Origin of the sequence: Thermosipho sp. 1074, from assembly GCF_001999655.1 — a bacterium.
GTDB lineage: Bacteria > Thermotogota > Thermotogae > Thermotogales > Fervidobacteriaceae > Thermosipho > Thermosipho affectus.
The window spans coordinates 443869-459021 of the sequence record NZ_LBEX01000018.1; the positions used below are offsets into that span (position 1 = coordinate 443869).

At 26.7% G+C, this 15153-nt stretch carries 16 protein-coding genes and 1 pseudogene; 8 read left to right on the forward strand and 9 right to left on the reverse strand.

Features of this window, described 5'->3' with window-relative positions:
• Positions 1–108: 108 nt before the first annotated feature.
• Genes cas6 (XO08_RS09070) through XO08_RS09110 form a run of 9 tightly spaced genes read right to left on the reverse strand, consistent with a single transcriptional unit; the run spans position 109 to position 7470 of the window.
• Positions 109–912 carry a CRISPR-associated endoribonuclease Cas6 gene (cas6, locus tag XO08_RS09070; RefSeq protein ID WP_255362991.1) on the reverse strand — a complete coding sequence of 268 codons (804 nt, stop codon included), beginning with the start codon at positions 910–912 and terminating at the stop codon, positions 109–111.
• A 20-nt stretch (positions 913–932) separates the two neighbouring features.
• Positions 933–1592, reverse strand: a complete 660-nt coding sequence (gene csm5 / locus XO08_RS09480) for a type III-A CRISPR-associated RAMP protein Csm5 (RefSeq protein WP_077288038.1) — start codon at positions 1590–1592, stop codon at positions 933–935.
• Positions 1573–2028, reverse strand: a complete 456-nt coding sequence (csm5, locus tag XO08_RS09485) for a type III-A CRISPR-associated RAMP protein Csm5 (RefSeq protein ID WP_077288039.1) — start codon at positions 2026–2028, stop codon at positions 1573–1575. Before csm5 (XO08_RS09485) ends, csm5 (XO08_RS09480) begins: the two co-directional genes overlap by 20 nt.
• A complete protein-coding gene (csm4, locus tag XO08_RS09085; protein ID WP_077288040.1) occupies positions 2021–2890 on the reverse strand; it encodes a type III-A CRISPR-associated RAMP protein Csm4 in 870 nt (289 codons plus the stop codon). Before csm4 ends, csm5 (XO08_RS09485) begins: the two co-directional genes overlap by 8 nt.
• A 27-nt stretch (positions 2891–2917) precedes the next feature.
• A complete protein-coding gene (gene csm3 / locus XO08_RS09090; RefSeq protein WP_075666629.1) occupies positions 2918–3676 on the reverse strand; it encodes a type III-A CRISPR-associated RAMP protein Csm3 in 759 nt (252 codons plus the stop codon).
• Positions 3677–3693: 17 nt separating this feature from the next.
• The gene (csm2, locus tag XO08_RS09095; RefSeq protein ID WP_077288041.1) at positions 3694–4146 is read right to left on the reverse strand and encodes a type III-A CRISPR-associated protein Csm2; all 453 of its coding nucleotides are present in this window, start codon (positions 4144–4146) and stop codon (positions 3694–3696) included.
• A complete protein-coding gene (locus tag XO08_RS09100) occupies positions 4146–4781 on the reverse strand; it encodes a hypothetical protein (RefSeq protein ID WP_075666630.1) in 636 nt (211 codons plus the stop codon). Before XO08_RS09100 ends, csm2 begins: the two co-directional genes overlap by 1 nt.
• 24 nt (positions 4782–4805) lie before the next feature.
• Complete coding sequence (cas10, locus tag XO08_RS09105) at positions 4806–6326, reverse strand: type III-A CRISPR-associated protein Cas10/Csm1 (protein ID WP_075666631.1); 1521 nt, start codon at positions 6324–6326, stop codon at positions 4806–4808.
• A 28-nt stretch (positions 6327–6354) separates the two neighbouring features.
• Positions 6355–7470: a putative CRISPR-associated protein gene (locus tag XO08_RS09110; protein WP_075666632.1), complete on the reverse strand. Its 1116-nt coding sequence runs from the start codon at positions 7468–7470 to the stop codon at positions 6355–6357.
• A gap of 583 nt (positions 7471–8053) precedes the next feature.
• Between XO08_RS09110 and cas6 (XO08_RS09115) the strand changes: the two genes are divergently transcribed.
• The 8 genes and pseudogenes from cas6 (XO08_RS09115) to XO08_RS09535 all read left to right on the forward strand — a co-directional run.
• Entirely contained in the window at positions 8054–8791 is a 738-nt protein-coding gene (gene cas6, locus XO08_RS09115; protein WP_335743682.1) for a CRISPR-associated endoribonuclease Cas6, read from the forward strand.
• A gap of 4 nt (positions 8792–8795) precedes the next feature.
• Complete coding sequence (locus XO08_RS09120) at positions 8796–10415, forward strand: CRISPR-associated primase-polymerase type A1 (protein ID WP_075666634.1); 1620 nt, start codon at positions 8796–8798, stop codon at positions 10413–10415.
• 18 nt (positions 10416–10433) lie between these two features.
• On the forward strand, positions 10434–11438 hold the full coding sequence (gene cas1 / locus XO08_RS09125; RefSeq protein ID WP_075666635.1) for a CRISPR-associated endonuclease Cas1: 1005 nt from the start codon (positions 10434–10436) through the stop codon (positions 11436–11438).
• Positions 11435–11713 carry a CRISPR-associated endonuclease Cas2 gene (gene cas2 / locus XO08_RS09130; protein ID WP_075666636.1) on the forward strand — a complete coding sequence of 93 codons (279 nt, stop codon included), beginning with the start codon at positions 11435–11437 and terminating at the stop codon, positions 11711–11713. Before cas1 ends, cas2 begins: the two co-directional genes overlap by 4 nt.
• A gap of 20 nt (positions 11714–11733) precedes the next feature.
• Positions 11734–12663 (forward strand): hypothetical protein, encoded by a 930-nt coding sequence (locus tag XO08_RS09135; protein ID WP_075666637.1) that lies wholly within the window; start codon positions 11734–11736, stop codon positions 12661–12663.
• Positions 12657–13685 (forward strand): hypothetical protein, encoded by a 1029-nt coding sequence (locus XO08_RS09140; RefSeq protein WP_075666638.1) that lies wholly within the window; start codon positions 12657–12659, stop codon positions 13683–13685. The genes XO08_RS09135 and XO08_RS09140 overlap by 7 nt, the downstream gene beginning before the upstream one ends.
• 254 nt (positions 13686–13939) lie before the next feature.
• A complete protein-coding gene (locus tag XO08_RS09430) occupies positions 13940–14251 on the forward strand; it encodes a DNA methyltransferase (protein ID WP_075666639.1) in 312 nt (103 codons plus the stop codon).
• Positions 14252–14938: 687 nt separating this feature from the next.
• Positions 14939–15061, forward strand: a pseudogene (locus XO08_RS09535) (DpnII family type II restriction endonuclease); the annotation flags it as partial.
• Positions 15062–15153: the final 92 nt, after the last annotated feature.

The window sequence follows — 15153 nt, forward strand, 5'->3', positions numbered from 1 at the left end:
AAAGGAGGGACAAATTTAGAATCGCATTGCAAAGTCTTTCTTATGTTAATATACGTTTTATATCAGTAAAATTTGCCAAAATAAAAATCAATTAAAGAACTAATTTTTTTATGTATCCTCCTTAAGATCTTTAACTTGCCCTAAACCCATAGCTGTCTTATATCCCACGCCTGAAAAAAATGCAAACTTAGAAAGCAAATTCACAATCTTTGCCAATGTGTTGTTATTTCTATCAACGGAAAATACCACATCACCCACAAAACCTTTTAAGTAATAATTAGACATATATACCTTCTTTTTGTAAATTTTCATATTTGAGATCTTTATTTCATTAAAATCCTTTATGATTTCTTCCTTGATTTTCTTTGAACTGACTCTATTAAATTTTTTCAACAAATCCCCGAAGACCTTTTCAGGTTTTGGATAATACAAACAATCATTTTCTACTTTAAGTAAAGTCGGGGTATAAAATCTCAGTTTTATTTCATTTTTAACATTATCAATTTTGAATAATTCTTCTTCTGTAGTAATACCCGTCCATTTACTTTGTTTTTCGTGAAAATAAAGTTTTGTAACTAAAAACTTTATATTATCAATATCTAACTTCTTTTTATCAAACTTATTTTTGAACATATTTATTGCTATTGAGTTAAAAACGTTGTCTTCAAGAAAAGTCATCCTTATATAATATGATTTTTCTTTTTCAATGACCAATGGTTTATCAACTTTCTTTCCCAAAAAAGAAGAAACAGTAAAAGGTTTATGTCCAATATTATCATGTAGTTTCTTAGCAAGTTCACTATTATTCATCTTTAAAATACTAAAAAACATTCCGTGAATTTTTTCGCCGGGATAAGTATGAATAATCCCTGAGTTTAAAGCCTTTAATTTAAAAACTAAACTGTAGAATATACTTTCACCTCATTTAAATATTATCTCAACTCAACCTTTATCCAGCCTATGGGCGAAATAGGTTTTTCTTCTTCATCAATTAAGTAACGTCGAGAAATTGGGGGGATAGTTCCAGGATGTTTTGTAATAACCTTTGCAAATTCGCGTTTTACATTGTCACTAAGTACCGAAAAGACACTCATTGCATTTAATCCCCCACCATATCCAATATGCATTATATAGCCTTTTTCAGCTTTTATTTTTTCTATTTTATTTGTTAATTTTTGAAAAAATTCTTTTTTTTCTTTGATATTTTTAATATATTCAAGTTCTTTGCTTATTACAAATCTATAAAATTCATCAACCATTTTGAAAATATCTTCCAAACTTCTTGGAAGATTATTGTCAAATCTTCCTTGTTTAGATTCAAATAATTTTAAACCTTCTTCATCAAATTTTACTTCTGATTCAAATTCGGCATTTTTAAGGATTGCTTCAAAAAAGATGTTAAAGTTCTTTTGATAAAAAGAATCCTTATTACTAACAAAAACACTTAGAGCTAAAATAGCAACCTTATCTGTAAAATTTGTATCTGAGATTTTTAAGAACTTAAGAAAATCATTTTTTGCATCTTTAAAATTTCCTACTCTAAATGAACTTTCAAGAATTTTTGTGGCATCGTTAAGATTTTTTTTTATGATTTTTTAACAAATTAAGTATTTTTTCTTCAACTTTATTTCTTAAATTTTTATTATTCATTAATATATATCCCATAATTCCATTTCTTATACTTCCCTTAATACTACTTCCGGGAATATAAAACCTACCATCTGGATGTTTGATATTTTCTAACACTTCACCTCTAATTTTGTAATTAAATTTTCTTTTGCAGATATACCAAATATCATCGTCATTTAATACATTTTTATAATCTTCCCATTTTAGTACAGTTAATCTTCTACTATCAACATAAAACGAACTTTTTATTTCAGGATGCCTTTTTAAAAGTTTTTTCAAAGACCTTTCCTTTAGTCTTATATATGAATTATTTCTTAAAACATAAAATATAGGCAATAACTTTTCACCACTTCCAATGTGTAAAATAGTTAAAGGTTTTAATGAAATTTTTTTATTCAACTAAATCACCACCTAAATCAAACTTGAACACTACTGTTGAACCAATTATATAGTAGTCATTTTGCAATTTGTTTGGTTCTCCAACGAAATTAAAATCAAATGTTGAACCTTCACTTAAATAGTAAAGTTCATCCTTTAATTTTGGAACTATGTGTCTATGACCACGCAATTTTACTAATTTATAATATCCATTGTTTAGTTTTCTTATTTCGTCTTCATTAGGTCTTGCAAGACCAAGTAAAAGTGTTGATTTTCCGTTTTTATAAAAAATATCAGGTGGTACTTTAAATTTAGGCTCAAAAAGCCCAAACCCCCTTGTAGCATCAGCACCGAGTCCACTATCTCCTAATAATCTAACGCTAGCTTTTAGATGGTTTTCAAGATCATCTGGAAATTCTGCAATAAAATATGGGGTAAATTTATCTTTAAAATAAATTAGCTCGATATTATACAAAGATGATGTATTTCTTACTCTATCCAAACTTACGACTAATCTATTATCTATTTTTACAGGAGAATCTTCGAAAAAAATAGACTCTTTGAAATTATTGGATAACTTTGAAGCAAATACATATTGAGCTTTTTTTAATTTTTTTGGTTCCAGTTCAAGCTTCTCAGGTGGATATGTGTTAAAAAGAAAAGGTTTAGGTATCAAATATTCTTCACCAAACTTAAATAATAGAGAAGAAACCTTTAAACTCTTTGCTAGCTTATGCGCATCATCACCAAATAATCTAAATGCATTATATATAATTGCCGAATATATTGTAGTAGATCTTACGGTATTTAATGTATCATCAGTTTCATTGCCCACTCCAACTCTTAATGGAGTTTTTATAATAAGCTCTACTATTAATTTCATTAATATCACCTTCTTTTAAAAGAAAAATCATTTTCCATTTAGCATTTCCTTAATTATCTCATCAAATTTTTCATCTTTTTTCAATTCTTTTCTCACGATTTTTGAAGGATCACCAGAAATATAGTACTCTACAGGTTTATAAATTATTTCCTTTATTTCAAACTTAACTTTTCCATTGCCTCTACTTCCACCGCCACCAAGGTAATCATCTTCTACAAGTTCAAGTGCTTGTTTTATCAAATTCAAATCTTCAATGCAATGTTTTTCATTTTCATTAGTGTAAATTAACTCAAAACCAAATTCTGCTCCAGCTGGGACACGCTCTATTGGCCTTGGAACAGCGGCACATGTTATTCTATCAAGGGAATTTTCTGTTTTCCATTCAGCATATCGTGTGTCGGTCTCCATGTTTTCTAATTTTTTAATTGATTCTTCCGTCAAAAATGCATCTCTTACAATCAATCTAGAAGGAATATTTTCCTCTTTGCTTGCACCATAAACTCTACAAATTTTACAATCTGGATCCTTGCATTCATGTCTTCTAATTTTATTCTTACGTTCAACTAATTCTAATTTTTTGTTTAACGCTCTTTCCATTAATGCTCTCATTTTTCCCTTTAAAGAGCTACCAGGAACGTAGGGTTCACCGTTTATTGGATTTCTCACAATTGGATTATCCATACCACCAATGGAAATTCCTAAATCTTTTCCTCCAATATGAAGACCCGTTAAAACCTTTATAGTACCTTTTATTATAAACTTTCCTAATAATTTTCTTTCGTCCATCTCACAACACCTCCTAATTAATCTTTTCCACCATAGTATTTGTGATATGCCAAAATTGCATCGTAAAATTTTTTAAAGGTTTCAAAGTCTTTTGAAGTTTTAACTTTATCAATTGCTTTTCCTATTATTTTTTCAAAGTCTTTATAAACATCGCTTTTCGTTCTACTTGCTTGATATGCAAGATAAACTTTTACAAAACTTAATTCGTCAAGAATATCTTCTTTGAATTTTTCTTGATCATTTTCATACTTCATTTTATTTGAAATAAATTTTTGCCAAAATTTTGAAATATAGGAATGAAACTTTCTTATTTGATTAGCTTTAAAATTTTTACTCAAGTGCTCTCCAAACTTTTCAGCATCACTTATTAAGTCTTCCATTTTATAATATGCTAAAGAATCAAGCGAAGAAATCCTCTCTAAAATACCTTTTACAAGACTTGAAGTATCTTTGGTTTTTTTATCATGCATCACTTTCTACCTCCTCTATTTAATAAATCATAAAATTGGAGTACAACGTTCAAACCTGGAAATTCTACTTTTTTATTTTTGATAAGCTCCTCTAAAATGTTCTTTTCTTTTTCATTATTGCTTCTGCTCATCAAATAAGCTAAAAAAACTTTGTCATATTTACTAGGACTAACTGACATATTTAAAAGTTTTCTAACGAGAGATCTACTTAATTCGTCCTTTGAATTACACAATTTTTTATATAATTCATATGTTTTATTGATGAATTCGTTAAATTTTACTACTGAAACATTTTCTAAATAAAATTTTCCATCTTTAAAGACTCTCTTAATTCCGTTAGAAAAAGCTATTGAGTCTTTTAACATTAACTCTTGCTGTGAATTTATACTTACAACCTCTACATTTTCCTTGGCTTTTGATTCAGAAATATCAGATAATTCCATAATAAACTTCATACTATCTTTTTCATCTACAAGTGCATATCCTGCAGAAATGGTTATAAATTTGTTACTTATAAATTTAGAAAATTCTTTTCTCAAAACAACTGCAAAATTAAGAATTTCATCCCAACCTCCAAGAACAAATAAATCATCTCCTCCAGAATAAATCACAGCTAAATTTCTATTTTCAACCAATTTATACAAATACAGTTTAAAAAATTATGAAAGTAGTCTAGAAAGAGCGCTAATTCTAATTAAAGTTTTAAGTGCTAAACCTTCTCTAAAGATTTTTCCAAGATTATCCACATCAACTTTTAAAGCAGCTAACTTTTTTCCTGGTACATTTTTCGCCATTTCTGTCAAACTTTGCGTACTGGAATAGGCAAGAACTTCAAGTCTAATTAAGTTTTTGTCGTTATTATCAAATTTATAACTTTCTTTTATCTTAAATCCAACTTTTTCGGGAATTGAAGAGAATTTATATTTTTTTCCAAAAATTTCAAATACATCTTCTTCATTTTTATTTGTTAAAACAATGTATTTCTTTTTATTATCCATAAGTTCTTTACCAATGTTGTAAAGTGTTCTACAAAAATTACATGCAATTTCTTCTTCGTCTGCTCGCAAGGAAAACAATTGAGTGGTAAGTGCTCCACATACCTTACAAGTTTTCATATTATTTCCATTTCTTCTTATCTTAAATAATTTCTCAAGTTCAAAGTCACTAAAAAGTCTATTTTTCTTCTCGTTGATCTTATGCGCTAACTTAGAAAAAACAACGTTCATATTTTTTACATCGGAAGGTTTAAATGAAACGTATTCCATAACTATACTTAAATCTAAATTGTTTTCAATGAACCAATTATTCACTTTTTGTTGGATTTTTTTCAATATATTCTTATTTTTTTCTGTGTTAGAAAGTACTAAATAAAAGTGTCCTCCACCAATAAAGTGTATATTTACTCTGTAAAATTCCGTTTGCTCTAAAAGTTCATTGACAATTATTTCTTGTAACAATTCAATGAAAAAACTTCTTCCTCTATAAGATCTCAAAGCACCTTTTGAAGAGACTTTGGAGATAAATTTTTGAATTCCAGAAACATCTCCACCAATAAGCAAAAATGTTTCCTTTTCATCTAAATTTTGCAAATCTCCAAAAGATGTTATTTTACCATCTGTATAATCATATAAACAAAGTGACAACATTGCTGAAACTTTTCTATAATCATAGTAAGAAACATCAACTACCTTTTTTGAAAAAATAAGATATGGAACAAAACTAAAATGTTTCTTTATCATTGTTTCCAATGAATTTGGATTCAACGAATCTGATAATATTTTGAGATCTTTTTCAAAAGAATAGAAAACTTTTTTTATTTTTTCTTGTGAGAGTTCTCTATCGGAGGTGGACGATAACAAATCACTTATTACAAAAGGTTCAAAAAACGAATTTTTGCCTGTATTAAATACTAATTCATTATTTACTATATTTTCATTGAAAACCTTTGAAAAAATATTTTCTAAATTACTAAATTTTGAGGTTTCAAATTTATATGGTGTATTGTCAGATTTCAATAAACTATCCACGTATGATATATACCAATCTATTTTTTCATTAAAAGTTTTACTGTCAAAATATGTTAATTTATCTTTTTTGTCTAAAAAATCAAGGTTATTATTTATAATGTCATTTAATCCATACGTCAAAGCTCTAACAACAATCTGTTCACGTTCTTTCAAGCAATTCACCTCCAATTTGACCAACATTTTAAAAAATGTCTTTTAAAAACTCTTCAAACTTAATTTTTATTAATTCTAACTCTCTTGAATCTCTTTTGGTGGTGTATGCCCTAAAATGCAATATGCCCAATTTTGTTGGTAAATTTACCACTAATTTATCTCCATTTGTCTTTACTCTTGGGGACCCGGATTTTTCTCTTTGTGAATATTTAAATACTTCAACTTTTGTTATATATTTAAATTTTTCAAATCTTTCCTTTAATTTAAATTTTTCAATTAATTCTTTAGAATGATGTTCTTTTGAACTTGATTGGAATATTAAATTTCCTTTTCTTTCAACTAATTCAACATTTTTTGATAAATGGTAAAATTTATTTTTTATTATTTCCAAATAAATCTGTCCCATTGGACTTATTGCTAGATATTTTTTTCCATCTATCATTGCTTCATCAAAGAATACCTTTGATTTTAAAGATAATGATTTATACAAATTTTCAATTTCCTTAAGTGGTTTTATATCATTTTCCAACTCTTCAAACAATGTTTTTGCTTCAAAATATATACTATCGTCTAAATCTATAGGTAATGGAATTAACTCTATTACTTCTGGAAATCTTTCGAATCTATAATATACGGGAACACTTAACCCTTGTCCCAAAGCAAGTGCAAAAGCTATTTGGGCTTTGTATCCACCTGTTGCATTTATTATTACTTCACCAGAATGCCTTGCTATAATACCAGCTATTTCTTTTATTAAATTTCTAAGTCCATGTATTTTAAAATCATTAGGTTTATCATCTCTCAACTTTGAAATAACTTTAACTTCAACATTTTCAAAATTATATCCTTTTTTTACTTTAAAGAAATTTTTCAATATAGTTCCGATTTTTCTTCCATCGTCTGTATCTGATAACAAAAAATAAAGATTTTTTCTTTCTGTTAAATATCCTTTCTTTACGATACTTGCAATCGAATTAATCTCTGCTCCAAACCCCCTAAATTCTTCTGGATCTTCATTACTTTCCGAAAAATAATTTACTATAGCCTCTAATTGTGAGTTCTTGTAATACTCATTTAGTTTTTCATCCCTACTCAAATTACTAATCATACTTGCCCCTACTGTACATATTAACGTATTAGCCATCCTATCCCTCCTAAAATGAGCAATATTTAAAAATTTTTAGTCTCATAATATATAACGAATAACATAGCAATTTTCTGACAAAAATTGAATATTCTCTTTTGGTGTTTAAATGTTGATATATTGTTGGTATGTTAAAAATATACACATAAATACTTAACTATAACGAAATGATTATGACACAAATATTTGGGATAAGAAACACTTAAATAAGCAAGAATATTTGTGAAAATATTTGAAAAAATATAAAAATTAAGATTTTGCAAAGTTGTACTTTCCAATAAAAAATACTTAATACATTTAATCAAAATATAGGTATGAGAAAGAATAATATTATAAAAAAGGAAAATATGTTCTGTATTTGTGTTGTAATTGTTTCGTTATAGTTAAGTGTTTGTGTGTATGTTTTTATTTTTACTATGTTGATATATTTAAAATTTTGTACAAAGTTTAGGGGTTCCTAATAAAATCATAATGTTTGATGTATTTGAATAGTATAAATATTGAGACTAAAGGAGGGATAATATTTTCTTTAGTTTGGTATTAGGACTTAAGGCAATAAATTCTGGAGTTATTTCAACATATCCTGGGGAAAAGTTACATGGATTGTTTTTTTGATATATTAAAGAATGCAAATGAAAGGTTAGCTGAACAGGTTCACGAAGAGGATAACTACAAGCCGTTTACTGTTTCATCAATTTTAGGAAAGAGAACGGATAGATTGATTATTATAGAAAAAGGAAGAAAATATTATATAAGAATAACTTTTTTAAACGAGGAAGCTTTTAATTTTTTTACCATAAAAATATTTAAAAGTAAATATTCAAAAGAGAAATTAAAAATCAATGATATTGAGTTTTATATTTCAAATGTGATATTTCATGAAAAACAAAGTAAATGGGCGGGGATTTTAACGGAAAATGAATTATTGTCAACAAATTATAATAATAACGTTATAAAACTGCGATTTTATACTCCTACATTATTTAGGATAGGTGATAAACATTTAGGTTATCCTTTCCCCGACAAAGTTTTTAAAAGTCTTTTAAAAAAATTCAATAAATATGCAGAGTTTAAAATAAATGAAGACTATGCTAATATGTTCTCAGATATAGAAATATTAAATAAAAGAACTTACAAAAAGCGGGTATATATGAGAAATTATTATTTGGATGGATTTATAGGAACTGTTGAATATAAGATACCAACAGACGATAGGAATTTTTTCAAAGTAATACATATGTTGGCTGATTTTGCTTTTTTTTCTGGGGTTGGATATAAGACAACTATGGGATTTGGGCAAGTAAAAAAGTTGGGGGAATAACTTTATGAATTTTAAAGAATTAGCATTAAGGGCCGAGGAAAATCTTGAATTTGAAAAAGCTCTTGAATATTTTGAAAAAGCCGAAGAAGAATTATCTGTCGAAGATGGAACACTAATAAGATATGGTGAATTACTATTTGACTTTCAAAAATACGAAATGGCAAGGAAAGTATTCGAAAAGATTGTTTCTAAACAACCTAAAAAGGAATATCTTTTAAGGCTAGCAGAAATATACGAAGAAATTAGTATGTTGGACAAAGCACTAGAGATATATGAAAAATTAAACATAACAGATAGAGTAAAGAATATAAAAGAACAATATGAAACAACTAATCCTAGAAGAACAATTTTAAGAAAGTTTTTAGAGTTATTTTCTGGAAGAGAAGATGTATTTGCAGTTCAGCTAAACGACGGGACATATAGACCTATTAGGCGTTCAATAAATTTTAATGACGTAAAAAAACATATTTCTGGGAAAACAACTATTGGAATATATCAACTGAAAAAGAATGATGAAATAAAATTTGCTGTTTTTGATGTGGATATAAAGAAGAGTTTTTTGGAAAATAACAAAAATACGTATTTTGAAGAAGCTAAAACTGTTACTTTAAAAATTTCATCGATTTTGTCTCAGTATAATATAAAAAATTATATAGAATTTACAGGAAACCGTGGATATCATGTTTGGTTCTTTTTTGATGAGGCATTATCAAGTTACAAGGTTAAAGTCTTTATGGAGTCAATATTGAAAAATATACATTTAGAAGAATCGATAGGTATTGAGGTTTTTCCAAAACAACCAACTTTAAACGGCGGGTTGGGGAATCTAATAAAAGTCCCCTTAGGATTACATAAAAAGACATATAAAAAAGCAGTTTTTGTGGATCAAAATTTTGAAGTTATAAAAAATCAATTAGATTTTCTTTTAAAAATAGAATATAACAGCAAAGAACATATAGAATCTTTATTTGACGAAATAATAACGGATTCCGTGCAAAGTTATAATTTCCAAAAAACCACATACAAAAAAAGAAAAAACACTTCTATAAAGAAAGAGTTAGTAAAATCATTAGAGAAAGATAATTTAAGTGAATTTCATAAAGTAATTAGTAATTGCCATGTTTTATACCAAATAATACAAAAAATAAAGAGGGATGCATATGTTTCAGAAATAGAAGAAGAAATTCTCATAAAATCTTCAATTAAAGCTATAAATGGAAGGGAGCAATTAATTGAAATTTTAAAGAATACAATAAACTTTGATTATGATAGATTCAAAAAAATAGAACATCAAGTTGGTGAAATTCCTATATCTTGTAATAATATTAGAAATATTATTATTAAATATAATTTATCTCTAAGTTTAGATAAATGTTTGTGCAAGTTTCCTGGTTATAATACACCGTATTCCTTTGTGAAAGATTTTGACGAAATTATCGAAGAATTTTCCGTGGAAGAAATAGTTAAAAAAATTATAGAAAAAACTTCTGAAAAGTTTGAATTAGAACGGGAAATAAAAAGCTTAAAAAAGATACTTTTGGAAAGAATGGGTGAAAATACAAAAATGACAGTGGGAATATGGACTATAAGAAAAAATGGAAATGATATTGAAATAATTATATAAATAAAATTAGGTGAAATAATGGTAATTTACATTACTCAACAGGGTACGGTACTTTCAAAAAAACAAGGAAAATTAATCGTGAGCAAAGAAGGAAATATCATTTCTGAAATTCCATTGAATAAGATAGATAAAGTTAACTTAATGGGAAATATATCTTTAACTACACCAATAATCAACTATTTTTTGAACAAAAAAATAGAAGTAATTTTTATGACTCAAAATGGAAAATATCGTGGAAAGTTATATACTGACGATTATAAAAATGTATTACTGAGATTGAAACAGTATGAGCGGTCTAGCGATAAACAATTTAAACTAAAAATGGCAAAAGCCATAGTAAAAGGAAAACTAAAAAATTACTATGATTTTTTGATAAACAAAAGCAAACATCTTCCAAAGGGGCAATTAGGTAAAGAGATAGCGACTATAAGGGTCATGACATCAAAGATAGAGCAAGCTAAAGATATAGACGTAGTGAGAGGCCTTGAAGGTGTTGATACAAAAAGTTATTTTAAAGCTTTTTCAAGGTTAATAAAAAATCAAAATTTTAAATTTGAAAAAAGGACGATGAATCCACCAAAGGATCCAATAAATGCAATGTTATCATTTGGATATTACTTATTATACAATGAGATTATGGCTGCTATAAATATAGTAGGACTGGATCCTTATTTTGGAAATCTTCATACAGTTGAAGTTTCTAAAAAATCTCTTTTATTTGATTTGGTTGAAGAATTTCGAAATATATTAATTGACAGTCTTGTCATAAATATGATTAATAGAAATGAATTTAATCAGTCTGATTTTATAAAAAAAGAAAAAAATATAGTTCATTTCACAGAAGATGGTATGAAAAAATTTATATCAAAATATGAAAAATGGTTAGGACGAAAAATGAGATATCATTTGGATGGGGAAACAAATTATATACGAACAATATTTCAAAAGCAAGTACGACATTATGCACGAGTTGTACTTGGTGATGAAGATAAATATATTCCTTTCTACAGGGTGATAAAATGATGTATGTTATAAGTTATGATATTACTAACGATAAAAGAAGAAGAAAATTAACTAAATACTTAGAAAGTTATGGAGTAAGGGTTCAATATAGTGTTTTTGAAACGGAGCTTAGTAGGGAACAATTAAGTATATTAATAAGAGAGCTTAAAAAAAGGATAGATGAAAAGGAAGATACTATAAGAATATATCCAATTTCAAAAGATGCGAGAAAATCTATTACTACGTTGGGAAAGGATAAAGGAAGTTATTATAAAGATGATTTTCTTATAATATAAAACTTATGAGGAGAGGAAAAATGTTCCTAAATCTTTATAGGCTTAAAATACCTTATAAAGTGAAAAGATTATATTTTTCAAATTCATCTACTCCAGCGGAGATATTATCAAAAAACTTAACACGTGTAAATAACATAAGGTTCTACAATTCTTCAAAATTGGTATGGGTTGAAATACCAGATGTTGATTTTTCTATAAAGCCTTATCAAGCTAAAAATTATTTATTAGACAAATTTGAAGTAATAGATGAATCTCAGGATCCTATACTTTTTGTAAAAACTTTATATAACTATGTAAAAAAACAATTTATAGATGAAGGTTATTATTTTAAAAGAAGAAGCATCTTTATTTCCAATGAAGATAAATTTTGCTTGAATACTAACAAAGATATAAATGCACATGTTAGCTATAAGATAAAGTTGTATAAATTAAATGGCAAATATTATTTTTCTATATTGCCAAGATTTACCTTCCTTTCTAAAGATCCAGCATTATATTCAAGAATAAAAAGCGCATACCTACTTAATATTAAAACAGGTAAGACCTTTTTGTATGTTTCAGGAGAAGACGAAAAAATAAAAATAAAAGTTGATGATGAAATAGTTACAGTAAAAAATAACGACATTTATTATTTTAATTTTAGTTCGACTGAAGCAAAAGAATTAGGATTTTCGAAGGAATTACCACAAATTTATAAAAATCTAAATATGATTTATTCTAATATGGAGAAGAAACTTAGTTTCTTAAACAATGTAATGGAAGTTGATATTCCATATAAAATTTTACAAAAGGATATTAAGAAACCAAAGATAACCTATATATTCAAAAATGGCATTTCTGAAAACAAAAAGGATATTTTCAAGTTTTCATTTTATAAACCACCTAAAAAATTAAATATCGCATTTTTATTTTCTTCGAAAAAACAAGTGAAAAGTTGTATCCTGTGTTAAAAAGTACATTTAATTCAAAAAATTCTTTGTTTTATATTGCGCTTAATCAATTAGGTATCAAAAATATAATAAATGTCAGATTTGAAAAAAATCCAATTAATAAAAAAGCTATTTTTTTCTATGACCCTGATACTCTTACTATAAAAGATAGAGAATTTTTATCGAATAAAAGTTACAAAATAATAACTATTGTTGTATTGGATGAGCACGTGGGAAACATAGATAATTTACTTAAAAATGTACCAGATAATCTAATAATTGTTCCAATATTAAAAAATAATTTGTTAAAAATAAAACCATACATTTTTAAAAGTTATATATACAAATTGCTTCTCTTTTGTACTGATTCGATGCCTTTTTTGTTAAAAAATCTTGATTTAAAAAGAAAAATACTGTATGTAGGAATTGATTTAAGTCATGATACATACAATAGAAAGACACATTTAGCTATTAGTGCTGTAACAAATTTTGGGAATATCATATATTTAAGTAGATACAGAAATCTTATGCTTAACGAAAAATTAGAATTAGAAATTTTGGAAAAAGAATATGTAAGATTAATGGATAAATATAAAGAAAAAACAAATAGTTATCCGGAAATTGTGTTTATTATAAGAGATGGTGTTTTCTTGGAAGATATTAAAGTAGTTGAAAACATATTAAATATGATCGAAGTTAAATATGTTCTTGCTGAAGTTAATAAAAATTCTAATATAAATTCATGTTTAAATCTAAAGGAGAATATAATAAGGCTTGAGAAAAATTCGTTTGTATATTTTCCAAGTTCCTATAATCACCAAAAAGGTGTAGAAATAAATATAATAAGGAATTGTACAGATTATTCATTTGAAAAAATAGCAGAGCATATATATGGTTTAACAAAAATCACCCCCCCTTCTCCTTTTTCAGAACGTAGGTTGCCATATCCATTGTATATTGTTAACAAAGTAGCTTTAAGTGATTACGAATGGAAAATTTATGTGCCAATTGGAAAGGATAAAATTTATAATTTTATTAGGTAATATGTGTATTTTTTTGTTGTCTAAAAATAAATAATTTTATGGTAAAATAAAGGTGATAACATGTTAAATTTATACCTATCAAGTCTGAAATAAAAATGTTGAAAATTCGCATAAATAAATGTTTTATCAAAAATAGGTTTGGAACCTAGTATTTAAGAGGGTTTGTAGCAATTTGTTTTAAACAAAAATAAAGAAATGTTCTTTAAAAAGTTGGGTTCGGAAAAAAGCATTTACAAAGTATCATAAATAAACGCTTGAAATTCTTTAGAGTCCGAATAGTACTTCTCTCTGAAAGAGATGGAAACCGTTTAGGACTGCCTTGCCATCCGCACTCGAATTACGGAGGAAATTATGCACCGCAAATTCCGAGGAATGTTATTTTAAGATATTTTAAAGAGGGGGATTTTATCATCGATTTCATGATGGGAAGTGGTACGACTTTAATTGATGCGAAGTTGTTAAATAGAAGAGCAATTGAATATGATATAAATCCCGAAGCACTTAAAATCACAAAAGAAAATTTAAATTTTGATGGAATTTTTTGTATAAACCTATTGTTGAGATAGTGGATGTAAAATTGAGAGTATAGATTTAATTATTACTCATCCACCGTGTTTAAATATAACCAAATATTCAGATAGAAAAATAAAAGAAGATCATTTCAATATTTCAAATGTAAAAAAGTTCTGCGAGGGATTTGAGAAAGAGATTAAAGAAATTTATAGAGTACTTAAACCTAATAAATACTGTGCAATATTAATTGGCGATACAAGAAAAAAGTGCATTATATTCCTTTGTCGTATTATATAATGAAACTTTTTAAAAAAATGGTTTTGTATTGAAATAAGATATTATAAAAGCTCAACACAATTGCAAATCTACACCTTATTGGCAAAAACAAACTAAAAATATAATTTTTACCTGATTATGCACAAGCATTTATTTATTTTTAATTTCAATTTTAAACTCTTTAGCAAAATTCTAAAGAAATGAAAGAATTAAGCAATTGTCTAAAATATTATTAAAATATCCTGAAGATGTCAATGTTTTTCCAATTCTCATTGCGGAGAGAGTTAAAATAACAAATTAGAAATTTTCGTTCCTGAAAATTGGAAATTCATCACTTTTAAATTCAAACCAGAAAAAGTTAATCCTAAAAATATACCAGATTGTATGAAATTTTGTAAAAGAGAAAGAATTATTGATTTATTTGATAAAATTAAAGATTTGTATGATTATCTCTTGGTGTAGAGGTAGGTATGGATACTAATGCTACAAAAAATAGAAGTGGAGAATTTTTCGGAAAACTTTGTCAAAGAAAAATTGCGAAGCTAATAACTTTATTTTTCATTCCTTCTCCAATATTGTCATCCTGAGGAACGAAGCGACGAAGGATCTTGATTAGATAGTGTTAGAGAGTGTTAATAAGATTAGAAAATTGGTAAGAAGATAAGATTCTTCAACGACT

Bases quoted from the DNA above. Each gene is read 5' to 3' on its own strand.
- csm2 (WP_077288041.1), bottom strand. From the start codon at position 4,146: ATGCATGATAAAAAAACCAAAGATACTTCAAGTCTTGTAAAAGGTATT.
- cas2 (WP_075666636.1), top strand. From the start codon at position 11,435: ATGATGTATGTTATAAGTTATGATATTACTAACGATAAAAGAAGAAGA.
- XO08_RS09120 (WP_075666634.1), top strand. From the start codon at position 8,796: ATGAATTTTAAAGAATTAGCATTAAGGGCCGAGGAAAATCTTGAATTT.
- XO08_RS09135 (WP_075666637.1), top strand. From the start codon at position 11,734: ATGTTCCTAAATCTTTATAGGCTTAAAATACCTTATAAAGTGAAAAGA.
- csm4 (WP_077288040.1), bottom strand. From the start codon at position 2,890: ATGAAATTAATAGTAGAGCTTATTATAAAAACTCCATTAAGAGTTGGA.
- csm3 (WP_075666629.1), bottom strand. From the start codon at position 3,676: ATGGACGAAAGAAAATTATTAGGAAAGTTTATAATAAAAGGTACTATA.
- XO08_RS09110 (WP_075666632.1), bottom strand. From the start codon at position 7,470: ATGGCTAATACGTTAATATGTACAGTAGGGGCAAGTATGATTAGTAAT.
- cas1 (WP_075666635.1), top strand. From the start codon at position 10,434: ATGGTAATTTACATTACTCAACAGGGTACGGTACTTTCAAAAAAACAA.